The 20491-nt window shown below is 73.5% G+C and carries 24 protein-coding genes; 14 read left to right on the top strand and 10 right to left on the bottom strand.

All coding sequences use genetic code 11. From position 1 onward, the window contains the following. Positions 1-47 precede the first annotated feature (47 nt). Positions 48-1118, top strand: coding sequence for a hypothetical protein (locus BM339_RS01265; RefSeq protein ID WP_021595244.1), 1071 nt, complete (start codon positions 48-50; stop codon positions 1116-1118). Positions 1119-1161: 43 nt separating this feature from the next. Here BM339_RS01265 and BM339_RS01260 read toward each other — a convergent pair whose 3' ends face one another. Further along, the gene (locus BM339_RS01260; protein ID WP_075019675.1) at positions 1162-1737 is read right to left on the bottom strand and encodes a TetR/AcrR family transcriptional regulator; all 576 of its coding nucleotides are present in this window, start codon (positions 1735-1737) and stop codon (positions 1162-1164) included. Between the two features lie 67 nt (positions 1738-1804). Between BM339_RS01260 and BM339_RS01255 the strand changes: the two genes are divergently transcribed. Next, positions 1805-3178, top strand: a complete 1374-nt coding sequence (locus tag BM339_RS01255) for an MFS transporter (RefSeq protein ID WP_075019674.1) — start codon at positions 1805-1807, stop codon at positions 3176-3178. 28 nt (positions 3179-3206) lie between these two features. Here the strand turns inward: BM339_RS01255 and BM339_RS01250 are convergent, their stop codons facing one another. Further along, the gene (locus BM339_RS01250; protein WP_021595241.1) at positions 3207-3794 is read right to left on the bottom strand and encodes an HAD family hydrolase; all 588 of its coding nucleotides are present in this window, start codon (positions 3792-3794) and stop codon (positions 3207-3209) included. A gap of 126 nt (positions 3795-3920) precedes the next feature. On the opposite strand from BM339_RS01250, the gene BM339_RS01245 reads away from it, so the two are divergent. Together BM339_RS01245 and BM339_RS01240 are read left to right on the top strand one after the other, a co-directional pair. After that, complete coding sequence (locus tag BM339_RS01245) at positions 3921-4589, top strand: TetR/AcrR family transcriptional regulator (RefSeq protein ID WP_021595240.1); 669 nt, start codon at positions 3921-3923, stop codon at positions 4587-4589. Between the two features lie 279 nt (positions 4590-4868). Next, a complete protein-coding gene (locus tag BM339_RS01240; protein ID WP_075019673.1) occupies positions 4869-5099 on the top strand; it encodes a hypothetical protein in 231 nt (76 codons plus the stop codon). A gap of 141 nt (positions 5100-5240) precedes the next feature. Here BM339_RS01240 and BM339_RS01235 read toward each other — a convergent pair whose 3' ends face one another. Further along, positions 5241-5540 (bottom strand): Dabb family protein, encoded by a 300-nt coding sequence (locus BM339_RS01235; protein ID WP_033330654.1) that lies wholly within the window; start codon positions 5538-5540, stop codon positions 5241-5243. A gap of 30 nt (positions 5541-5570) precedes the next feature. Then, positions 5571-5744 carry a hypothetical protein gene (locus tag BM339_RS49525; protein WP_021595237.1) on the bottom strand — a complete coding sequence of 58 codons (174 nt, stop codon included), beginning with the start codon at positions 5742-5744 and terminating at the stop codon, positions 5571-5573. Positions 5745-5806: 62 nt separating this feature from the next. Between BM339_RS49525 and BM339_RS01230 the strand changes: the two genes are divergently transcribed. The 5 genes from BM339_RS01230 to BM339_RS01210 all read left to right on the top strand — a co-directional run bounded on the left by BM339_RS01230 (position 5807) and on the right by BM339_RS01210 (position 10899). Continuing rightward, complete coding sequence (locus BM339_RS01230) at positions 5807-7459, top strand: bifunctional lysylphosphatidylglycerol flippase/synthetase MprF (protein WP_143118260.1); 1653 nt, start codon at positions 5807-5809, stop codon at positions 7457-7459. Positions 7460-7528: 69 nt separating this feature from the next. After that, entirely contained in the window at positions 7529-8695 is a 1167-nt protein-coding gene (locus BM339_RS01225; RefSeq protein WP_075019672.1) for a serine hydrolase domain-containing protein, read from the top strand. Between the two features lie 20 nt (positions 8696-8715). Beyond that, entirely contained in the window at positions 8716-9411 is a 696-nt protein-coding gene (locus BM339_RS01220; protein ID WP_075019671.1) for an endonuclease V, read from the top strand. An 85-nt stretch (positions 9412-9496) separates the two neighbouring features. Further along, entirely contained in the window at positions 9497-10066 is a 570-nt protein-coding gene (locus tag BM339_RS01215; RefSeq protein WP_021597417.1) for a TetR/AcrR family transcriptional regulator, read from the top strand. A gap of 71 nt (positions 10067-10137) precedes the next feature. Then, the gene (locus BM339_RS01210) at positions 10138-10899 is read left to right on the top strand and encodes a glucose 1-dehydrogenase (protein ID WP_021597416.1); all 762 of its coding nucleotides are present in this window, start codon (positions 10138-10140) and stop codon (positions 10897-10899) included. Positions 10900-10957: 58 nt separating this feature from the next. On the opposite strand, the gene BM339_RS01205 is transcribed toward BM339_RS01210, so the two are convergent. Continuing rightward, positions 10958-12334: an amidase gene (locus tag BM339_RS01205; protein WP_021597415.1), complete on the bottom strand. Its 1377-nt coding sequence runs from the start codon at positions 12332-12334 to the stop codon at positions 10958-10960. Positions 12335-12406: 72 nt separating this feature from the next. Between BM339_RS01205 and BM339_RS01200 the strand changes: the two genes are divergently transcribed. Continuing rightward, positions 12407-12964, top strand: a complete 558-nt coding sequence (locus BM339_RS01200; protein ID WP_021597414.1) for a TetR/AcrR family transcriptional regulator — start codon at positions 12407-12409, stop codon at positions 12962-12964. A 447-nt stretch (positions 12965-13411) separates the two neighbouring features. Here the strand turns inward: BM339_RS01200 and BM339_RS01195 are convergent, their stop codons facing one another. After that, positions 13412-14038 carry a RidA family protein gene (locus tag BM339_RS01195; RefSeq protein ID WP_218163546.1) on the bottom strand — a complete coding sequence of 209 codons (627 nt, stop codon included), beginning with the start codon at positions 14036-14038 and terminating at the stop codon, positions 13412-13414. A 57-nt stretch (positions 14039-14095) separates the two neighbouring features. Between BM339_RS01195 and BM339_RS51110 the strand changes: the two genes are divergently transcribed. Beyond that, a complete protein-coding gene (locus BM339_RS51110; protein WP_256255141.1) occupies positions 14096-14221 on the top strand; it encodes a hypothetical protein in 126 nt (41 codons plus the stop codon). Here the strand turns inward: BM339_RS51110 and BM339_RS01190 are convergent. Continuing rightward, the gene (locus BM339_RS01190; RefSeq protein ID WP_075019669.1) at positions 14211-15245 is read right to left on the bottom strand and encodes a chitinase; all 1035 of its coding nucleotides are present in this window, start codon (positions 15243-15245) and stop codon (positions 14211-14213) included. The genes BM339_RS51110 and BM339_RS01190 overlap by 11 nt on opposite strands. A 127-nt stretch (positions 15246-15372) precedes the next feature. Between BM339_RS01190 and BM339_RS01185 the strand changes: the two genes are divergently transcribed. Next, entirely contained in the window at positions 15373-15822 is a 450-nt protein-coding gene (locus tag BM339_RS01185) for a YdeI/OmpD-associated family protein (protein ID WP_075019668.1), read from the top strand. On the opposite strand, the gene BM339_RS01180 is transcribed toward BM339_RS01185, so the two are convergent. Continuing rightward, on the bottom strand, positions 15791-17185 hold the full coding sequence (locus tag BM339_RS01180; RefSeq protein ID WP_075019667.1) for a sensor histidine kinase: 1395 nt from the start codon (positions 17183-17185) through the stop codon (positions 15791-15793). The genes BM339_RS01185 and BM339_RS01180 overlap by 32 nt on opposite strands. Continuing rightward, complete coding sequence (locus BM339_RS01175; RefSeq protein WP_024934660.1) at positions 17182-17868, bottom strand: response regulator transcription factor; 687 nt, start codon at positions 17866-17868, stop codon at positions 17182-17184. The genes BM339_RS01180 and BM339_RS01175 overlap by 4 nt, the downstream gene beginning before the upstream one ends. A gap of 27 nt (positions 17869-17895) precedes the next feature. Between BM339_RS01175 and BM339_RS01170 the strand changes: the two genes are divergently transcribed. Both BM339_RS01170 and BM339_RS01165 read left to right on the top strand, forming a co-directional pair. After that, positions 17896-18420, top strand: coding sequence for a hypothetical protein (locus tag BM339_RS01170; protein ID WP_033330655.1), 525 nt, complete (start codon positions 17896-17898; stop codon positions 18418-18420). Positions 18421-18541: 121 nt separating this feature from the next. Then, entirely contained in the window at positions 18542-19873 is a 1332-nt protein-coding gene (locus BM339_RS01165; RefSeq protein ID WP_075019666.1) for an MFS transporter, read from the top strand. Here BM339_RS01165 and BM339_RS01160 read toward each other — a convergent pair. After that, complete coding sequence (locus BM339_RS01160; protein WP_083597162.1) at positions 19857-20453, bottom strand: PaaI family thioesterase; 597 nt, start codon at positions 20451-20453, stop codon at positions 19857-19859. The two genes, BM339_RS01165 and BM339_RS01160, sit on opposite strands and share 17 nt — an antisense overlap. Positions 20454-20491 lie beyond the last annotated feature (38 nt).

Raw genomic sequence — 20491 nt, 5'->3', positions numbered from 1 at the left:
GCAACTCTTGCCGTCCCCCGTACGTCGGTTCAGGTGGGAGGTCGCCCGTGACCCATGGCGCGTGGAACGATTCCATACCCGGGATCGGCACGTTCTTCGTCGGTATCGACGTCGCCCCCGGCCGTTACCGCTGCGAGGACGGCAAGGGCGGCTGGTGGGTGCGCTTCACCGGCCCGGGCGGCGGCGACCCCGTCGGCTCCTGGCCGCTGCCCGCCGGGCCGACCGAGATCGAGATCGCGCCGACCGACTTCGCGTTCGAGACGCACGTGTCCACGTCCTGGCGCCGCATCGCGCCGCCGCGCTCGCCCGGGGACGGCGCCCCCGCCGAGCCGCGGCCCGTCGCCGACCCGGCGCTGCGGGCCGAGCTGGACACCATCGTCGCGCGCCGCAAGCCGCTGCTGTGGCTGGCGCCGCTGTCGGTCCTCGCGCTCGGGCTGATCGGGTCCCCGCTGCTCGGCTCGCTGTGGCTGATCGGCCTCGGCATGCTCGCGGTGCTGGTCGCGCTCGGCACCCCGTCGGTCTCGCTGGACCTGCGGCGCGCCCGGGAGCTGGAGCGGCGCCGCGACCGCTACCTCACCCTGGAGGACTTCGACGACGAGGGCCGCGCGCTGCTGGCGCGCGTCCAGACCGCGATCGACGCCGTCCGCGACTCGCAGGTCAACCGGGAGGGGCTGCTGGACTCCGTCGACAACGCCGTCACGCTGCCGCGCCAGGAGTGGGAGATCGCGCAGGTCCTGGCGAAGCAGTCGAAGCTGCGCGCGGAGCAGGAGGAGATGGCCGCGGCCGACACGATCCCCGAGGTGGAGGCGGCGCTGCGCCCGCTGCGCGACAAGCTCGACGTCTCGGTGGAGGCGGTGACGCGCCGCGTCGAGGCGCTCGAACGCTACGCCGAGCGGGCCCGCGCGGCCGACGAGGTGCTGCGCGCCCAGCGCCATCTGGAGGCGATCGCGGAGAAGGCGCACGAGTACGACGAACTGCTCGCCGACACCGTCCGGGACGACCTGGCGCTGCCCGCGATCGAGCGCCTGACCGAGCAGGGCGACGAGCTCGTCCGCACCCTGCGGGAACGCCTCGCGAAGGCCGCCGAGGCCGGCGGGGAGCTGCCGCCCGCCTCCTAGGGCGCCGTCAGAAGCCAGGACGCTGTGAGAAGCCAGGGCGCCGTCAGAAGAGCGTGTCCAGATGGTGCCGCAGGATCTCCATGGCCGATTCCGGACTCCGCCGCCCCACCAGCACGCTCGTGCCGAGGCCGTGCGCGAGCGCCAGCAGCCGCGCCGCCTCCACCGCCGGGTCCCCGGGCACGCCCGCGTCCGCGAGGACGCCGGTGATCTGCCGCTCCAGCCGGTCGGGGCCGTCCACGAACGGCTGCGCGGCCAGCGACGGCTCGGTCAGGGCCAGCACGGCGTAGGACGTCCACACCTGGTGGAAGGCGCGGCTCTCCGGGTCGGTCGGCAGCGCCTCGGCGAGCAGCGCCTCGACGACCTCGCGGGGCGAGGGGTCCTCCAGGCCCTCCAGCCGGGCCGCCCACCGCTCGCGGCTCTGCCGTTCGAGCCGCTCCAGCGCCGCGTTCATCAGCCGCGCCTTGCTCTCGAAGTAGTACTGGACGAGCCGCAGCGAGACACCGGCCTCGGCGGCGACCGAGCGCATGGTCACCGCGTGCAGCCCGTCCCGCCCGGCGGCGCGGACCAGCCCGTCGATGATCTGCGCGCGCCGCGCGCCGTGGTCGGCCGTCCTCGGCACGCCCCCTCCTCCCGTCATGTGATACGAACGTATCATTATGGTACGGCTGTATCACCAAGGAGGTCCGATGACGCCGCGGCACCGCCTCGTGCTCGCCCTGGCGTGCGCGGCGCAGTTCATGGTCGTCCTCGACGTGTCGGTCGTGAACGTCGCGCTGCCCGCGATCCAGGCGCGCCTGGACGTCGCGCCCGCCGACCTGCCGTGGATCGTCAACGCCTACGCGCTGCCCTTCGCGGGCCTCCTCCTGCTCGGCGGCCGCCTCGCCGACCTCTGCGGGCTCCGCCGGACCCTCGTCCTCGGCCTGGCGCTGTTCACGCTCGCGAGCCTCGCCTGCGGCCTGGCGGGCTCACCGGCCGCGATCATCGCCGCCCGCGCGTGCCAGGGCGCCGGCGCGGCCGTCCTCGCCCCGGCGACGCTGACCGTCCTCACCACCACGTTCGAGGAGGACGTCCGCCCCCGCGCCCTGGCCGCCTGGACGGCGGTGGGCCTCGCGGGCGGCACGGCGGGCAACCTCGCCGGCGGCCTCCTCACCGACGCGCTGTCCTGGCGCTGGATCTTCCTGGTCAACGTCCCGGTCGGCGCCCTGGCCCTGCTGCCCGCCGGGCTGCTCCCGGGCCGGACCGGCGGGCGGCGGCGCCTGGACGTCCCCGGAGCCGCCCTCGCCACGGGCGGCGTCACGGCGCTCACCTTCGGCATCACCCGCGGCTGGAACGCCCCCGCCCTGGTCATCGGAGCCGCCGCGCTCGCCGCGTTCGCCGTCGTGCAGTCCCGGTCGCCGGCGCCGCTGATCCCGCTGCGGCTCTTGCGCGTCCGCGCGGTCGCGGCCGGGAACGCGACCATGCTGCTCGCCGGGGCCTGCCTCAACCCGATGTGGTTCTTCCTGGCGCTGTCCATGCAGAACGTCCTGCACCTCACCGCGTTCCAGACGGGCCTCGGCTTCCTCCCGCACACCCTCCTGACGATCGCGGTCGCCCTCCACGTCACGCCCAGGCTGATGCGGCACGCGAGCGACCGCGCCCTGATCACCGCCGGCGCCCTGATCGCGGCGGCCGGTTTCCTGTGGCAGAGCCGCCTCTCCCCCGGCGGCGCCTACCTGCCGGACGTCCTCGGCCCGGCGGTCCTCATCTCCGCCGGCGGCGGCCTCCTCAACACCCCGCTCACCAACGCCGTCACCTCGGGCGCCCCGTCCGGCGACGCCGGCGCCGCGTCCGGCCTGATGAACACCACCAAGCAGGCGGGCGCCGCCCTGGGCCTGGCCGCCCTGGCCGCCCTCACCGCCCGCGAGGAAACCTACGACCGCGCCTTCCTGACCATGGCGGCCCTCCTCCTGGCCGCCGCCGCAACAGCCCGCGCCCTACCCGGCCAGGACCGCGGCTCCCCCGCGACCGCCCGGCGTCCCGGGCAACACGACGATCACGGCGCCGGCTCGAAGCCCGCGTGACCGGCGCCCGCCCGCGGCCGGCGGCGGTCTAGGCGACGAGGGTGCGGACCTGGGAGCGGGAGGTGAAGAGTTCGGCGCGCATGCCGGTGGCGCGGGCGGCGCGGACGTTGCGTTCGCTGTCGTCGAAGAAGAGCACGTCGGCGGTCGTGACGCCGAGGCGCTCGGCGCAGATCTCGTAGGCGCGCGGGTCGGGCTTGGCGACGCCGATGTCGCAGGAGTAGACGCGCGCGTCGAAGCGGGCGAGCCAGCCGCCGTGCCGGGCCTCGAAGCGGGGCACCAGGTCGCCGATGATGTTGGACAGCAGCCCGAGCGTGCGGCCCTCGTCGGCCAGCTCGCCGACGAGCGCGACCATGTCCTCGTCGACCTCGGTCCAGCTGTCGAGGTCGGCCTCGTTCAGCGCCGCGACGTCGGGGAACGCGACGCCGAGCAGCCCGGCGACGTCCGCCCAGTAGGAGGTGCTCTCCTGGCCGGCGTCGTAGGCGGGGCGGCAGGCCCAGTAGGCGTCCCAGAACGCGGGGCCGGGCGTCCCGGCGAGCTCCTCGATCCGCCGCACCGCCTCGGGCGTCTGGGTGCGGGCGATCACTCCGTACAGGTCGAACACGATCACGTCGGACATGGGGCAGAGCCTATGCGGCGGGGGCGAACGGGGTGGCAAGCACCTGTAGCAAGCGCTTGCTGTGCCCCGTACCCTGGTGCGGCCGCGACACGAGCAAGCGGTTGGGCGAGACGGCATAATGAGAGGGTGACGACCACGAGCGCCAAGTCCGGACGATCGAGAACCCGCGCCACCGGTGAGAGCGGCCCGCGCCGCCGCGGCCGGGGATCGGCCGCGCTGGCCTCGGAGCGCCGCGAGCACCTGGTCAGGCTCGCGGCGGAACTGTTCGCGGAGAAGGGCTTCCAGGCCACGACGGTCCGCAACATCGCCGAGGAGGCGGGCATCCTCTCCGGCAGCCTGTACCACCACTTCGACTCCAAGGAGTCGATCGTCGACGAGATCCTCTCCGGGTTCTTCACCGACATCATGGCGGGCTACCAGGCGGTGATCGACGAGAACCGCGACCCGCGGGACACGATCGCGGGGCTCGTCCGGGTCGCGTTCGGCACCCTGGAGCCGCACCGGGCCGCCATCACGGTCATGCAGAACGACTGGAACTACCTCCGGGGGATGGACCGGTTCGCCTACCTGATCAAGTCCGAGGACGAGGTCGAGAAGATGTGGGTGAACACGCTCCAGGCGGGGCAGGCGGAGGGGCTGTTCCGCCCCGACCTCGATCCGAAGCTGACCTACCGGATGATCCGCGACACCGTGTGGGTGGCGGTCCGCTGGTTCCGTCCCGGCGGCCGCCTGAACGCCCAGGGGCTCGCCGAGCACTACCTCAAGGTGATGTTCGACGGGATCAACCTGCACTAGCCGCACCGCGCCCGCGTCCCGTCCCGCCGATCGTCACCTGAACGCGCCGTGCACCGCCGGACCGGCCGTCCGGCGGTGGTTCCGGCTTCGTCCCTGGTCATGCCGGGGCGGCCCGCATTCGGGCCGACCGGATACATACATTCGGGCACATCGGCGCGGTATCCCACCGTTCGGCGCCCCCAGCCTCCATAGTGTGCTTAGTCACTATTTGCCGAGTAGGGGTGACGCTTTGGTCCCTGAGGACGCTGTTGCCGGAGAGATCTACGGGGGGAGGGCGGCATGACGACTCATCAGGGTGCCGCCGGCCAGGGTGAGCCCACGCCCGCGGCCATGCGCGCGGCCACCGTGCGCGCTCTTCAGGAGCAGTTCCCGGGTGTGCGCGTCTGGTACGGCGAGGCGACGGGGTCGTGGTGGGCCATGGTGCCGCTGCGCGACGGGCCGCGGCTCCTGGAGGCGCCGACTCCGCAGCAGCTCCGCGACGACATCATGAACCTGCGGGCCCTGGGATGACCGGGCCGCGCGGGGGCGGTGCGCCGCCCGCCGGAAACGGGGCGCGATCCGTCCCCGGCGGACGTCTCTGAGGAAATTAACCCGAAACCTCTTCAGAACACAAGCGCTTGCTCGGTTTTGTGCGCCGGGGTGCCCGCGCCGCTACGCCTCGTACTGGATGGACGCGCGCTCCACCGCGATCGGCGTGATGAACTCGTCCACCACCGCGCGGTGCACCGGGTCGTCGCGGTAGGCCAGGTAGGCGTCCCGGTCGGCGAAGTCCGCGACCACGACGAAGTCGTACGTGCCGGGGTTCACGCCCGCGTTCGCCCCGACGCTGTACTCCCTGATCTCCGGGATCGCTCCGGGAAGCTCGCGCAGCCTGGCCGCGACCTCGTCCTGCTGGCCCGTCGTCGTTCCCTCGGCCCACCTGAACATCACCACATGCCGAAAACCACTCATGTTCGGCACGTTACCGGTGACTCCCCCGGTTCAGCCGCCGCCGAGCCCGGCGGCCGTGATCGCGCCGAGTTCCCGGCACGCCTCCGGATCGTCCTTCCCGGGCTCGCCGAGCGGTGTTCCTCGCGACCGCCACCCGGGTATGGCCGGTGTGAAGCCCCTGACCAGCGAGTCCGGTTCCAGGCCGGCACCGAGGGCAATCTTCAACGTCCGAATGCGGGAATGGGTTCCAGGGGATCTTGGTTGTGGGCTCAGCGGAGGTGTCCTTCGTGCAATCAGCGAAACCGGCGGTACCGCCGCGGGCGCGGCCGGTGTGGCCGCTCGCCCTCACCGCACTGCTGGTCGCCGTGCTCATCGCGGTCCCGGCGTTCGCGCACTCCCCGCACTGGCTCGGCCGGCTGTCCCGGCTGGTGACCGGCAGCCCGCTCGCCCCGGCGCACGCGATCGCCATCGGCCTCGCGCTCGGCCTGCTCGCCCGCGGCGTCCTGCTGCGCCGCCGCGCCGCCTGGTACGGCCTGGTCACGCTGGTCCTCCTCGGGCTGCTCGCGGTCCTCGCGGGCGACGACCCGCTGTGGCGGCTGCCCCTGCTCGCCGCCGTCCTCGGCGGCCTGTGGCTGGAGCGCGACCGGTTCCCGGTGCGCCCGCATCCCGAGCGCGTCCGCGCGGCCGTGCGGACCGGAGCGGTCCTGGTCGCCGCCGCCACCGCGGCGTCGCTGGCCTTCGGCGGCGTGTCGATCCGGTCGGTCGGGGACGTCGCGACCGGGCTCGGCGCCGCCGGCGGGCCCACCGACGGCGCGTCCTGGCTGCCGGGCGTGCTCGGCCTCGCCGGCGCCGCCGGGCTCCTCGTGCTGATCATCACCCTCCTCGCGCCCGACCCCGCGCCGCCGCCCGGCGACGAGGCCGAGCGCCGGCGCGTCGCCGGGCTCGTCGCCCACCCGGGCTCGGACACCCTCGCCCCGTTCGCGCTGCGCCGCGACAAGGCGTACGTGTTCAGCGCGGACGGCCGCGCCGCGATCGGCTACCGCGTCCTGTTCGGCATGGCGGTCGCGGGCGGCGACCCGGTCGGCGACCCCGCCTGCCACCCCGCCGCCGTCCGCGCGTTCCGCGCGATGTGCCGGACGACGGGCTGGCGGCCGGCCGTGCTCGGCGCGAGCGACGGCCTGCTCGCGGCCTGGGGGCCGTGCCGGGCGATCGGGTACGGCGACGAGGTCGTCCTCCGCCCCGGCGAGTTCTCCCTGGCGGGACGGCAGATGCGCAACGTCCGGCAGGCCGTGAGGCGCACCGAGAACGCGGGCGTCACGTCCGAGATCGTCCCGGAACGCGACCTGACCCCCGCGCTCCGCGCGAAGCTGCTGGACGTCGCGTCCCGCTCGCTGGGCGGCGCCGCCGAGCGCGGCTTCTCCATGAACCTCGACGAGCTGCTGACCGGCTACCACCCGGGCGCGGTCGTCGCCATCGCCTACGACGAGGACAAGGAGCCCATCGCCTTCCAGCGCTACGTCTCCGCGGGCCAGGGCATCAGCCTGGACGCGATGCGCCGCGCGCCCGGCGGCCCGAACGGGGTCAACGAGCGCCTCATCGTCGAGATGGTCCGGTACGCGGGCGAGCGGGGCCACGGGGTCGTGTCGCTGAACTTCGCCGCGTTCCGCGAGCTGCTGGACGCCGACGAGCGCACCCTGCTGGAGAAGGCCGGCTACCGGGCCCTGCACCTTCTCGACCCGTGGATCGCGGTCGAGTCGCTGTACTTGTTCGACAAGAAGTTCAGGCCGTCCTACCGGCCGCGCAACGTCGTCCTCCGGTCCTGGTTCGACCTCGCGTGGCTGGCCGCCGCCCTGCTCACGCTGGAGTTCGGGCGGACGCGGCCCGCGCAGCGCGCCGCCGACCCGGTCACCGAGCCCGTCCACCACCTCGGCCGCTTCTAGCGCGTCACCCGGCGCGGCGGGCAATCCTAGAACGTGATTCCATAGAGCTCCCCGCTGAGAGGATCGCGCATGAGCACGGTGCAGGGCCACTGCGATCCGGCGTTCGCCGGCGTCCGCGAGGTGTTCGAGCAGCACTTCGCCGAGGGGCGCGAGCTGGGCGCCGCCGTCGCCGTCTACGTGGGCGACCGCAAGGTCGTCGACCTGTGGGGCGGCGTGGCCGACCGCCGCACCGGACGCGAGTGGCTGCCCGGCACCCCCTGCTTCGGGTTCTCCTGCACCAAGGCGGTGACGGCCGCCGCGGCGCTGCTGCTCGCCGAGCGCGGCGCCTACGAGGTGGACGGCCCGGTGACCGCCTGGTGGCCGGAGTTCGGCGCCGGGGGCAAGGACGGCGTGACCGCGGCCCACCTGCTGTCGCACCAGGCCGGGCTGCCCGCGTTCGCGCGTCCCGTGACGGCGGAGGAGGCGGCCGACGCCCCGGCGCTCGCGTCCGAGCTGGCCGCGCAGAAGCCCGAGTGGACGCCGGGCGAGGCCCACGGCTACCACGCGCTGACCTACGGGTGGCTGGCCGGGGAGATCGTCCGGCGGCTGTCCGGCCGGACGGTCGGCGCCTTCGTCGAGGACGAGTTCGCCGGCGACCTGGACCTGTGGATCGGGGCGCCCGAGGACGTGATCGGGCGGGCCGCGAAGCTGTCGGCGGGACGGCGCCGCGGCGGCGGCGCCGACGCCCCCCGGCCCGGCGCGCCCGACGTCCTCAAGCGGCTCGCCGAGGCCTACCTCGACCCGCGGAGCCTGATGAACCGGTCGCTGAACAACCCGCACCCGGGCAAGGGCGGCTACAACAACCCGGTCGTGCTGCGGGCCGGCTGGCCGTCCGCCGGGATGATCGCCACCGCGCCCGCGCTCGCCGGCTTCTACCGCGACCTCGTGGCGGGCCGGATCGTGCGCCCGGACACGCTGCGGGACGCCCTGCGCCCGCGCGTCACCGGCCCGGACCGGACGCTGCTCGTGGACAGCTCGTTCGGACTGGGCTTCATGCGTCCGTCGCAGACGTTCTACACGCCCAAGGCGGGGCGCGAGTCGGCGTTCGGCCACACCGGCGCGGGGGGCTCGATCGGCCTCGGCGACCCCGGGGCCGGGCTCGCGCTCGCCTACCTGCCCAACCTGATGGGCGACCAGGCGTCCGGCGACCTGCGCGCCTTCCGGCTGACGCAGGCCGCGTACGCGTCGCTGTCCTGACCGGCCGGTAGCGTCCCGGCATGGACGTACACGACCTGCACCCCTGGCCGTCCACGCCGCAGGAGGCCGAGGCGATCCAGGACCGGCTGCGTCCCCTGCTCGACCTGGACGTCCCGGGCCCGGCCGCGCCGCGCACCGTCGCGGGCCTCGACGTCTCGTACGCGGGCGACGGCGGCGGTGCCGGCGACCGCGTGGCCGCCGCCGCGGTCGTCCTCGACGCGGCGACCCTGGAGGTCGTGGAGGAGGCGGTCGCCGTCGGCACGGCCGCGTTCCCGTACGTCCCGGGCCTGTTCGCGTTCCGGGAGCTGCCCACGCTGCTCCGCGCCCTCCGCGCGCTCACCACGACACCCGGCCTGCTGGTGTGCGACGGGTTCGGGATCGCTCACCCGCGGCGGTTCGGGCTGGCCTGCCACCTCGGCGTCCTGACCGGCCTGCCGTCCATCGGCGTCGGCAAGACGGCGTTCGTCGGCACCTACGACCCGCCCGGCCCGCGGCGCGGCGACGCCAGCCCGCTGCTCGACGGGGGCGAGGTCGTCGGACGGGTGCTGCGTACGCGCGACAACGTGAAACCGGTGTTCGTGTCCGTCGGGCACCGCACCGATCTCGACACCGCGTGCCGGACCGTCCTCGCCCTCGCGCCCGAGTACCGCCTCCCGGAGACGACGCGCCGCGCCGACCGGCTGTCGCGCGAGGCACTGGCCGCGCCGTCCGGGTAGCGCTCTCCCCGGGGAGATGGCAGGCTCGTCCAGTAAGCAGGCGTGGACCATCCCAGGTCACCCGCTACATCGCTGGACGGTGCCCATGGACACCCGCCCGATGCGGGCCGACGCCCGCCGCAACTACGAGCGACTCATCACGACGGCCCGCGTCGCGTTCATGGAGAACGGCACGGGCGCGTCCCTCGACGACATCGCCAAGCGCGCGGGTGTCGGCTCGGGCACGCTCTACCGGCACTTCCCGACCCGCGACGCGCTGCTGCACGCCGTCCTGCGGGAGCGGATCGACGGGCTCCTCGCGCACGCCGAGGAGCTGCTCGCCGACCCCGATCCGGACGCCGCGCTCGGCCTGTGGCTGCGCACCTACCTGTCGGGCGCGGCCACCCCGCGCGGCACCTCCACCGTGATCATCGAGGCGATGTCGGCGGAGTGGGCCGACACCGGGCTCGGCGCCGCGGCGGCGGCGATCTGCGAGGCGCTCGGCCGGCTGCTGGACCGCGCGCAGCGCGCGGGGTCGATCCGCGCCGACATCGACCCGGGCGACCTGCTGCGGCTCACCAACGCGATCGGCGTCGCGTCCGAGCGCACGCCCGACCGCGAGGCGTACGCGGCGCGGATGCTCGCGCTCCTCTTCGACGGCCTGCGCACGGGGTAGGGGGCCGCCTTGTTCGGTTGACCAAGCGTTCGCTAGGTTTTACCGGACGGCAGCGGCGACGAGGAGCGTTGATGGGGCAGCTTGACGGCAAGGTGGCACTGATCACCGGCGGCGCGCGCGGCATGGGCAAGGCGCACGTCCGCCGCTTCCTGGACGAGGGCGCCAAGGTCGTGTTCGGCGACGTCCTGGAGGAGGAGGGCGCGAAGCTCGCCGCCGACCTCGGGGACGACGTCCGGTTCGTCCGGATGGACGTGTCCAAGCAGGAGGACTGGGAGCGGGCCGCCGAGACCGCGACCAGCACGTTCGGGGCGCTGAACGTCCTGGTCAACAATGCCGGGATCCTCCGGCACAAGACCATCGAGGACATGACGCTCGACGAGTTCCGCACGATCCTGGACGTGAACCTCGTCGGCCAGTGGCTCGGCGTCAAGACCGTCACCGCCCCGATGCGCGAGGCGGGCGGCGGCTCCATCGTCAACGTGTCCTCGACCGAGGGCTTCATCGGCGCCGCCGGCCTCGCCGCCTACAGCGCGAGCAAGTTCGGCGTCCGCGGCCTGACGAAGTCGGCCGCGCGCGAGCTCGGGCGGTACGGGATCCGGGTGAACTCCATCCACCCCGGCGCCGTGCTGACACCCCTGACCATGCAGGACGACATCGTCTCGGCCACCGCCGACAACGCCGACGCGTTCATGAAGGCCCTCCCCCTCGGCCGGATGGGCAAGTCGCAGGAGGTCTCCGGGCTGATCGTCTACCTGGCCTCGGACGACTCGTCCTACTGCACGGGCAGCGAGGTCCTCGTCGACGGCGGCATGCTGACCGGCGCCGGGTACTGAAGCGCGACGGGCCGCCGGTACCGGCTTGGACCCCCGCACCGGCGGCCCGTCGCGTGCTCTAGGGGCGCAGGCCGGTCCACCCCTCGACGGCCTCCAGCTGCGCGGCGAGCGAGATGAGCGTGGCCTCGTCGGAATCATGCCCGAGGAGCTGGGCGCCGATGGGCAGGCCGGCCTTGGTGAATCCCGCCGGCACGTTCACCCCCGGCCAGCCGACCACGTTCCACGTCCACGCGTAAGGGCACGCGGCCGCGACGCCCGACTGCGTCTTCTGGTATCCCATCCCCTCGAACGCCCCCACCTTCAAGGGCGGCTGCGCGGTGGTGGGCGTCATCACCACGTCGGCCGCCTGGAAGATGCGGCCGATCTTCCTGCGCAGATACGGATCCATCCTCTTCGCGAGAGGCAGCAGCCGCTTCCCGACCAGCCGCCCCATGCGCGCCTCCACCTCGGTCCTGTGCTCCGGCCTCGGGTTCGGCATCGCGTCCAGCCAGTCGGCGACGCCGGACGTCCCCCTCGGGACGAGCCCGAGCGCCACGAGCCCGTAGTCGGGGTCGGCGGGGAACACCTTGTGACCGAGATCGGTCAGCCTCCGCGCGAGCCGCTCCACCGCCGCGCGGATCTCCGGGTCGAGCTCGCCGCTGACCCCGAAGGCCGTCCGGAACGACACCGCGATCCGCAGCCGGCGCGGCTCCCGCCTCGCGGCCTCGGCGAACGGGGTCAGGGGCGGGTCGACCTGGTACACGTCGTCCGGATGGCTGCCGCTGAGCACGTCGAGCAGCAGGGCGGCGTCCCCGACGCTCCGCGCGATCGGGCCCCACACCGTGATCCCGTTGAACGGGTCGGTCTGCGGGTATCCCGAGACCCGCCCCCGCTGCGGCTTGATGCCGACCAGCCCCGTCCATGCCGCCGGGATGCGGATCGACCCGGCGCCGTCCGATCCCACGGCGCCCGCGACCATGCCGGCGGCGACGGCCGCCGCCGACCCGCCCGACGACCCGCCCGGCGTGTACTCCGGGTTCCACGGGTTCCTCGCGACGCCGTACCCGGGCGACTCGCTGAACGGCCACAGCCCGATCTCGCACGTCGTCGTCTTCCCCACGATCACGGCGCCGGCCGCCCGCAGCTTGCGGACTACCTCCCCGTCCTCCACCGCGGGCCGGTGGTCGCCCAGCACCGCGAACGGCGTGGTCTCACCGGCCAGATCCGTGTCGTCCTTGATGGCGACGGGCACCCCGAGCAGCGGCAGCCGCTCCCCCTCCGCCAGCCGCTTGTCGGCGTCCAGCGCCTCCTGCCCCGCCGCCTCGCTGCGCACCACCCGGAACGCCCCGAGCGACTCCTGCCGCCCGATGGACTCCAGACTCTCCTCGACCAGCTCACTGGAGGAGATCTCGCCCCTCGCCAGCGCCTCCGCCTGCCCGGCCAGCCCCAGCTCCACCCACGCCTCCCGGTATCGTTCGTTCGAACGAACGATACGGAACATGCCCGTCCTAGGGAAGACTGTGCAGCGATGAGCGCCCGCGATCAGATTCTCCAAGCCACCCTCCGCCTCATCGGCGAGCAGGGCATCGGCGCCGTGACCAACCGGGCCGTCGCCCGCGCGGCCGGCGTCTCACTCGGCTCCCTGACCTACCACTTCCCCAGCCAGGAGGACCTGCTCCGCGAGGCCCTGCACACCTTCGTGGAAGCCGAGATAGCCCGCATCACCGCCTACGTCACGTCCCTCGCCGAGTCGGGCATCGCCCCCATCGAGGCCGCCGACCAGGTCGAGAAGGCCGTCGTCGACTTCGCCTACGGCCCCGAGCAGATCGCGAACCTCGAACTCCATCTGCACTCGGCCCGCGACCCCGCCCTGCGCACGGCCTCCGCCCGCTCCGTCGAGGCCTACGACCGGCTGGCCGCCGCGATCCTCGACGCCCTCGGCATCCCGGACGCCGAACGCCACGCCCCCGCGATCGTCGCGATGCTCTACGGCCTGGCCGTCCGCCGCCTGGCCACCGGCGACACCGCCGCCACCGGCACCGCCGACGCCTTCCGGCTCCTCCTCCTCGGCGCCCTGCCCCGCTGAGAAAAGCTTCTGGCCCGCACGGCCCTAGAGCGGGAAAAACAAGGCCGTGCGGGCCAGAAACCTGTCTCAATCAGGAACCTCAGTCGGAACCTCAGCCGACGTTCGCTCTGCTCTCCGCCTGTGCACCTCCGCCGTGTCTCCGATGTGACGCCTGCAACGCTAAGCCGCCGACCCCCCCAACAGGGGCCCCTTAAGGCTCCTTTAGGGAACCCCTGAGCCACCCTTATTCACCCCCCGCCGCGGGCTGCTCGGGACAACCACGTGCAGAGGTGCTCACCTGTGGAAACAAGGAAAAGAGACTCCGGGGCCGTCCGGCACACCCGCCCGAGCCGGGCCCGCTTCGTTTGGCATCGCGAAGCGTGCGAGATGAACTCCGCGAAGTCATGCCGTTCCTAAGCGTGTTTCTCCCGCATTGCCACGCATCGGCCTCTTTTAGCGGATCGTTTCTCAGACGTCGCTGACGGCGATCGCGTCTACTTCGATCAGGTATTCGGGCCTGGACAGCGTCTCCACGCCGACGAGCGAGTCGGCCGGCCTGTGGTCGCCGAACAGGCTCAGGCGGGCCTGTTCGATCACCGGCAGGTATTCGGGCCGGTGACCGACGACATAAATCGTGATCTTGACGACCCGGTCCGGGCGGGTACCGGCGGCGGCGAGGGCGTGGCCGAGGTTGGCGAACACCTGACGGGCCTGGGCCGCCAGGTCGCCGGCGCCGACGAGGTCGCCCTGGGCGTCCTCGGGTTCTTGGCCTGCGATGAACACCATCGTGTTCCCCGTCGCCACGACGACATGGGTGTAGGTGGGGGGAGTCGGCAGGTTTTCAGGATTGATGAATTCGAGGGTCACCGGATGCCCTTCTCTGGTCGGGAGTTGTCGAGACCAGCGTGCCCCCGGGCCGTTCGGGTGTTCCGGGGTGTTGTTGATGATCGGCGCAACCTCGGGCGATGTGATGTGCAGCACAGGTGGCGGCTGTTGATCGCTACCGGCGGGCGCGAGGGCGTCTACTACGCGCATGCCGGAGGCGCTGCACCTCAACCGGCGGTCGCGGTCTCGACGTATCCGCTGCCGCTTCATCCCGGCGCGACGCGGTACTACAGGAGGGAGGCCAAGCCTCGGGGGTGACCCGGGCCAGTGGGAGCACGATATGGCGGGCAGGGACGCCTCCGCCCGCAGTCGGTCGCGCAGGTGGGGATGCGCAGCGCCTACCTCGACGGCGAGTCCGGTGTGGGCCCGCCGCCGGTCGTGGTCAGTTGGTGAAGGCGTGGGTGAAGGCGAGGGGCTGCTGGTCGATGCTGCTGCAGGTGGGGTCGGCCTGGGGCTTGGGGCCGCCGGGGCAGGGCCGGTCGCGGTTGGCCGACCACATCGCCGTCCAGGCCAGGCCCTTGTCCGCGGCGAACGCGGCGACCTGCGCGGCGTCGTCCACGGTGAAGGTCTCGGTGACGACGTCGTTCACGCCGATCATGGGGGTGACGGCGAGCCGGCTCCACGCGGACGGGACGTCGAGCGCGGTCCGCAGCTGCGCCTCGGTGGACGTCGCGGCCTGCACGGCGAGGTCGCCCATCGCCGAGGACGGCGGCCCGTAGTCCATCGCCATGATGTTGACAGCGTCGATGGCGACGCCGTTCGCCCTGGCGTTCTCGACGAGGCCGACGCCGTCCTGTGTGAGGCCGGTCGGCAGGACGGGCAGCGTGAACGACACCTTCAGGTCGGGGTGCTTCTTCTGGAGCGCGGCGATGGCCTGCGCCCGGCGCGTGTTGCCCGCGGTGTCGGGGAGCGCGGCGCCCTCGATGTCGAAGTCGGCCCGCTTGAGGTCGAACGCCGTGACGACCCGGTCGTAGGCCGCGGTGAGGGACTCGACGGTGGTGCACGCCGTTCCGAGCTCGCTGCCGGACGCGCCGCCGAACGAGACGCGGATGTCGCCGCCGGCCGCCCGCAGCGCGTCCACCTGGTTCGCGACCGGGTTGGCGTCCAGGTCGGTGACCCCGCCCCACTTCGGCACGCAGCCGCCGCCGGAGGTGATGAACGCCAGCGTGAACGCCTTGGTGCCCGTCGTCTTCGACGTCTCCACCAGGTCGAACGGCGGGGAGAGGCTGCCGTCGACGTAGGGCGCGAACTCGGGGCCGGTGCTCGCGACGCGGACGACCTGGACCTGGTACGAGGTGGGCGCGGTGGGCTCGTAGCCGCTGGCGAGGAAGCCGGCGACGGCGATGACCACGGCGACGATGAGTCCGACGACGCCGATCACCCCGGCGGCGACGTACTGCGGGCGGGGGCGCTTCATGGCGATCAAGCTAGGGCCGCACTCGGGCGACATCTCCGGATTTAAGGGGCGTTTAAGGCGCGCCTATGTCGATCCGGCCGCCGGCCGTTCGACGCGTTGCCGAGGCACGCTTCACAAGGAGGTCATCATGAGGTTTCGCGCGACGCTGGAGCTGGGCGGGAAGACGGCGACCGGGCTGGAGGTGCCCGGCGAGGTCGTGGAGGAACTCGGCGGGGGACGGCGTCCCGCCGTGACGGTCACGATCAACGGGCACACGTACCGGTCGACCGTGACGCCGAGGGGCGGTCGGTACATGCTGCCCGTCAGCGCGGACAACCGGCAGGCCGCGGGGATCGCCGCGGGCGACGCCGTCGACGTGGACGTCGCGCTCGACACCGCGCCGCGCGAGGTGGCCGTCCCGGACGACCTGGCGGAGGCCCTGGCGGCGGACGGCGAGGCGCGGCGGTTCTTCGAAGGCCTGTCCTACAGCAAGCGGCAGTGGTTCGTCCTGTCGGTCGAGGGCGCGAAGAAGCCGGAGACGCGCCGGCGCCGGGTCGAGCAGGCCGTCACGATGCTCCGGGAGGGACGGAGCCGCTAGCACGGGAGCGGCGCGGCTGGGTGCGGGAGTGGCGGCGGCGGCCGACCAGGCGGCGGGAGCGGCGGGCGGGCGGCAGCCACTTCGTGCGGAACCACATCTGCACCTGGGCGCCGCCGAGGACGCTGCGGTGGATCCGCAGGTAGCCGCCCGTCGACTCGGCGGCGCGGCGGGCGATGTCCAGGCCGAGGCCGGTGGAGCCGCCGCCGCTGCTGCCGCGCTTGAGCGCCGCGTCCGGGTCGCTGATGCCGGGCCCGCCGTCGGCGACGAGGATGCCGGTGACGCCCTGCCCCTGGTGCAGGGTGACGACGAAGCCGGTGCCCTCGGCGGTGTGCCGGAAGATGTTGCCGAGCAGCGCGTCGACGGCGGCGGCCAGCTCGGTGCCAGGGATGGGCAGCGGCGCCGGCCCCTCGGCGCCGATCAGCTCGCAGGAGCGCCCCTCGTCCTCGGCGAGGACGGACCAGAACGCGACGCGGTCGCGCAGCACCTTGGAGGCGTCGCAGCTGCCCCGCCCGGTCGGCCGCCGGACCGTCCGGATGATCTGGTCCACCTCGCGCTCGATGCGGTCGACGGCCTCCCGGGTCTGGTCGGCGACCGGCCCGTCCCCGAGCGCCTCGGCGTTGAGGCGGAGCGCGGCGAGCGGCGTGCGGAGCCGGTGCGACAGGTCGGCGGCCATCTCCCGCTCGGCCGACAGCAGCTGCACGACGTGGTCGGCCATCGCGTTGAACGCCAGGCCCGCCTCGATCAGCTCCGGCGGCCCGTCCGGCTCGATCCGCACCGACAGCTCCCCGTCCCCGAAGGCGCCGGCCGCCTCGGCGAGCCGCCGGGTGGAGCGGATCATGCGGGCGCCGAGCCGGTCGGCGACCGCGACCGACCCGGCGACGAGCGCCGCGGCGACGGTCGTCATGACGAGCCACGCCTTCCACACGCCGCGGGACAGGTCGTCGTCGGGGAGGAACACCTCGACGACCGCGGTCCGGCCCGCGTCCAGCGACACCGGCTGCAGCAGCGCGTACCCGCCGTTCACGCGGGCGGTGTAGGAGCGCCCGCGGCGCCCGGCCTCGGTGAGCTGCTCGGGCGCCGCGCTGAAGTCGCCGTGCGTGTTCTTCGGGACGAGCCCGCCGTCGGGCATGTGCACGGTCATCCGGCCCGCCGCGCCGGCCTGGGTGCTCGCGACGGCACGTTCGAGGGCGGCCGGGTCCTCGGTGACGACGAGCACCGGCCCGAGCGCGCTGGCCTGCCGCTCGGCGGTGGTCAGCGCCCGGTCGCGGGCGATCTCCCGGACGGTGAGCGCGAGCGGGATCAGGAACGCGAGCGCGACCATCGAGGTGACCGCCAGCGAGACGAGGACGAGCGTCTTCCTCATGACCGCGGATCGGGTTCGGCCAGCCGGACCCCGACGCCGCGCACCGTGTGCAGGTAACGGGGGGCGGCGGCGGTCTCGCCGAGCTTGCGGCGCAGCCAGGACAGGTGGACGTCGATGGTCTGATCGTCGCCGTAGGCCTGCCGCCACACCTCCGCGAGCAGCTCGCGCCGCGCCACGACCCGGCCGGGACGGGCCGCGAGGTAGGACAGCAGGTCGAACTCGCGCCGGGTCAGCTCCAGCGGCTTGCCGTCCAGCATCGCCTCCCGCCGGTCCAGATCGATGTGCAGGCCGCCCACGCTCAGCTCCGCGGTCGGCCCGGACCGCGCGGACCGGCGCAGCACTGCGGCGAGCCGGGCGCTCAGATGCTCGATGGAGAACGGCTTGATGAGGTAGTCGTCCGCTCCGGCGTTCAGTAACCGGACGATCTCGGGCTCGTCGTCCCGTGCCGTCGCGATGATGACCGGGACGTCGGAGATGCCGCGCAGCATCTTCAGCACCTCCGCGCCGTCGAGGTCGGGCAGCCCGAGGTCGAGCACGACGACGTCGGGCGGCGCCTGGGTGACCTCGCGCAGCGCGTCCATCGCGGTCCCGACGCTGCGCACGACGTGCGACCGCACGCTCAGCTCCCTGATCAAGGCGGTCCGGACATTCGCGTCATCCTCGACCACCAGAACACTCGCCATGGCGGAACCGTATGCCACCATGTGCCCATGCGTCGCGCGATGTCGTATGTTGCCCCGTGGGCAGCGGTGACCGCGCTCGCGGTCGCGCTGTCCTGGCTCGGGGTTCGCGGCGTCGTGCGCGGCGCGGTGTCGGAGCGGTCGGCGCCGCCGCCGATGGCCGGCCCGGTCATCCACTCCAGCCCGTCGACGCCGCCGGGCCCGACCAGCATCGGGTCGCCCACCGCGCGGCCCCGCCCGGGGACCGGCGAGGACAAGGGGCCCGAGCCGTCAAAGAGCCCGAAGGCGCCGGCCGGCGGCCCCACGGGCACGCCCACCTCCCCGAAGCCGCACGACAACGTGCGCAGCTTCGCGACGCGTGGCGGGCGCGCCGCGATGGCCATCGAGAAGGACCGGGTGCGGCTCGTGTCGGCGACGCCCAACCCCGGCTACGAGACGCGCGTGACGCAGGCCGAGGGCTGGCTGCGCGTCGACTTCCTCTCCGACAAGCGCACCTCGTCGGTCGTCGCGTCCTGGTACGGGCACGACCCGGCGGTAAAGGTCTACGAATACTGACCGCCGGACCAGCGGATTGTAGACCGTCCGCCGGAAAGCGGTTTCGGCCGCGGATCCGGCGGGAAACAGTCGGGCACGTTCACCAGAGCCGGCGGGGGCGGCGACCGAGAAGAGAGCTCCCATGGTCCTGGATCCCGGAGAGGCGGGACGCGCCCGCGCCGCCGGTGCCGACGAGCGCCGCGCGCAGGTCCGCAAGGCCGCCGCCGCGAGCGTCATCGGCACGTCCATCGAGTGGTACGACTTCTTCCTCTACAACACCGCCGCCGCGATCGTCTTCAAGGACGTCTTCTTCCCCGAGTCGAGCGACTACGCGGGCACGCTGTCGGCGTTCGCGACGTACGCGGTCGGGTTCGCGGCCCGGCCTGTCGGCGCCGCGATCTTCGGGCACTGGGGCGACCGCCTCGGCCGGAAGGCGACGCTGATCGTCACGCTGGTGCTGATGGGCGTGTCGAGCGCGCTCATCGGCCTCCTCCCGGGGACGGGGACGATCGGCTGGGCGGCGCCCGTCCTGCTCGTCCTGCTGCGGATCCTCCAGGGCATCGCGGTCGGCGGCGAGTGGAGCGGCTCGGTGCTGCTGTCCATGGAGTGGGGCGACCGGAACCGGCGCGGGCTGATGGCGAGCCTGCCGCAGCTCGGCGTCCCGATCGGGCTCATCCTCGGCACCGGCATGATGACGGCGATCGCGCTGTCGGCGGAGGACGCGTTCAAGGACTGGGCGTGGCGCATCCCGTTCCTGTTCAGCGTCGTCCTGGTCGGGATCGGGCTGTGGGTGCGGATCCGGGTGATGGAGACGCCGCTGTTCGCCGAGGTCGTCGAGCGGGACGAGGTCTCCCGCGTCCCGGTGGCCGAGGTGATCAGGCGGCACCCGCGGGAGATCCTGCTGAGCGCGCTGCTGCGCTGCTCGGAGCAGATGCCCTTCTACCTGTTCACCTCGTTCGCCCTCACCTACGTGCACGAGGACCTCGGCAAGGCGCAGGGTCTCGCGCTGAGCGCGGTGACGGCGGCGGCGGTCCTGGAGCTGTTCACGATCCCGGCCTCCGGGCACCTCGGCGACCGGATCGGCCCGCGCCGGGTGTACGCGGTCGGCTCGATCTGCGTCGCGCTCTTCGCGTTCCCGTACTTCGCGCTGCTCAACACCGGGGTCGCGGCGCTGATCGTCGTCGCGGTCGTGGTGGCGCAGATCCCGCACGCCGTCCAGTACGGGCCGCAGGCGTCGCTGATCGCCTCGACGTTCCCGACCCGGCTGCGGTACGGCGGCGCGGGCATCGGCTACCAGCTCGCCTCGGTGTTCGCGGGCGGCCCGGCGCCGCTGCTGGCCACCTGGCTGCTGCACGACTTCGGCTGGCAGGCGATCTCGATCAGCATGATCGTGGCGTCGGCGCTGACGCTGACCGCGCTCGGGCTGCTGCCCGCGCCCGCGGAGGAGCGCGCGAAGGTCAGTACGGCGACGTGACGAACCGCTGCGGCATGATGAACATCGCGGTCGCCTCGACCGTGACGCGGCCGTCCGGGGCGCTGATCGCCCCGGACGCGTAGACCTTGCGGCCCTCGACCCGGCTCGCCTTCGCCTCCACCTGGAGCGGGACGCCGAGCGGGGTCGGGCGCCGGTAGCGCGTCTCCAGGGTCGCGGTCATGCCGGGCGTGCCGGAGGCGGCCGCCGCCATCCCGAGGGCCTGGTCGAGCACCATCGCCGACACGCCGCCGTGCACGTAGGACGGCGGCCCCTCGTACAGGGCGCCGACCGTGAGCACCACCGGCGGGGCGATGGGGTTGGCCGTCCCCGTTACGGGGTTGGCGATCTGGTGGTCCATCGTCCGCTCTCCGGGCGTGACGAACGGCGGCGCGTCCCGGCGCTCCGCGGTGAGGCGCGCGGTCAGCGCCGCGACCTCGCCCGCGATCGCGGTGGCCTCCGCGGCGCCCGCGCGGGTGAGGACGGCGGCCTCGGCCAGCTCGCGTACGCGGGCGGCGAGTTCCGCCAGCGCCGCGGCCTCGTCGTCCTCCAGCTCGGGCCGCTCCATCGGGATCGCGCTCACTCCAGCCTCCTCGCGGGGGACGCCCCCGGACATCGCCC

Origin of the sequence: Actinomadura madurae (assembly GCF_900115095.1) — a bacterium.
GTDB lineage: Bacteria > Actinomycetota > Actinomycetes > Streptosporangiales > Streptosporangiaceae > Spirillospora > Spirillospora madurae.
This window is presented reverse-complemented; position numbering and strand designations above follow the sequence as displayed.

What these genes read in the sequence shown, in the direction of transcription:
- BM339_RS01250 (WP_021595241.1), bottom strand. Translation starts at nt 3,794, where the DNA reads ATGTCCGACGTGATCGTGTTCGACCTGTACGGAGTGATCGCCCGCACC.
- BM339_RS01185 (WP_075019668.1), top strand. Translation starts at nt 15,373, where the DNA reads ATGAGGTTTCGCGCGACGCTGGAGCTGGGCGGGAAGACGGCGACCGGG.
- BM339_RS01235 (WP_033330654.1), bottom strand. Translation starts at nt 5,540, where the DNA reads ATGAGTGGTTTTCGGCATGTGGTGATGTTCAGGTGGGCCGAGGGAACG.
- BM339_RS01240 (WP_075019673.1), top strand. Translation starts at nt 4,869, where the DNA reads ATGACGACTCATCAGGGTGCCGCCGGCCAGGGTGAGCCCACGCCCGCG.
- BM339_RS01175 (WP_024934660.1), bottom strand. Translation starts at nt 17,868, where the DNA reads ATGGCGAGTGTTCTGGTGGTCGAGGATGACGCGAATGTCCGGACCGCC.
- BM339_RS01220 (WP_075019671.1), top strand. Translation starts at nt 8,716, where the DNA reads ATGGACGTACACGACCTGCACCCCTGGCCGTCCACGCCGCAGGAGGCC.
- BM339_RS01215 (WP_021597417.1), top strand. Translation starts at nt 9,497, where the DNA reads ATGGACACCCGCCCGATGCGGGCCGACGCCCGCCGCAACTACGAGCGA.
- BM339_RS01225 (WP_075019672.1), top strand. Translation starts at nt 7,529, where the DNA reads ATGAGCACGGTGCAGGGCCACTGCGATCCGGCGTTCGCCGGCGTCCGC.
- BM339_RS01170 (WP_033330655.1), top strand. Translation starts at nt 17,896, where the DNA reads ATGCGTCGCGCGATGTCGTATGTTGCCCCGTGGGCAGCGGTGACCGCG.
- BM339_RS01255 (WP_075019674.1), top strand. Translation starts at nt 1,805, where the DNA reads ATGACGCCGCGGCACCGCCTCGTGCTCGCCCTGGCGTGCGCGGCGCAG.
- BM339_RS01180 (WP_075019667.1), bottom strand. Translation starts at nt 17,185, where the DNA reads ATGAGGAAGACGCTCGTCCTCGTCTCGCTGGCGGTCACCTCGATGGTC.
- BM339_RS01165 (WP_075019666.1), top strand. Translation starts at nt 18,542, where the DNA reads ATGGTCCTGGATCCCGGAGAGGCGGGACGCGCCCGCGCCGCCGGTGCC.
- BM339_RS01200 (WP_021597414.1), top strand. Translation starts at nt 12,407, where the DNA reads ATGAGCGCCCGCGATCAGATTCTCCAAGCCACCCTCCGCCTCATCGGC.
- BM339_RS01210 (WP_021597416.1), top strand. Translation starts at nt 10,138, where the DNA reads ATGGGGCAGCTTGACGGCAAGGTGGCACTGATCACCGGCGGCGCGCGC.
- BM339_RS01190 (WP_075019669.1), bottom strand. Translation starts at nt 15,245, where the DNA reads ATGAAGCGCCCCCGCCCGCAGTACGTCGCCGCCGGGGTGATCGGCGTC.
- BM339_RS01195 (WP_218163546.1), bottom strand. Translation starts at nt 14,038, where the DNA reads ATGAAGCGGCAGCGGATACGTCGAGACCGCGACCGCCGGTTGAGGTGC.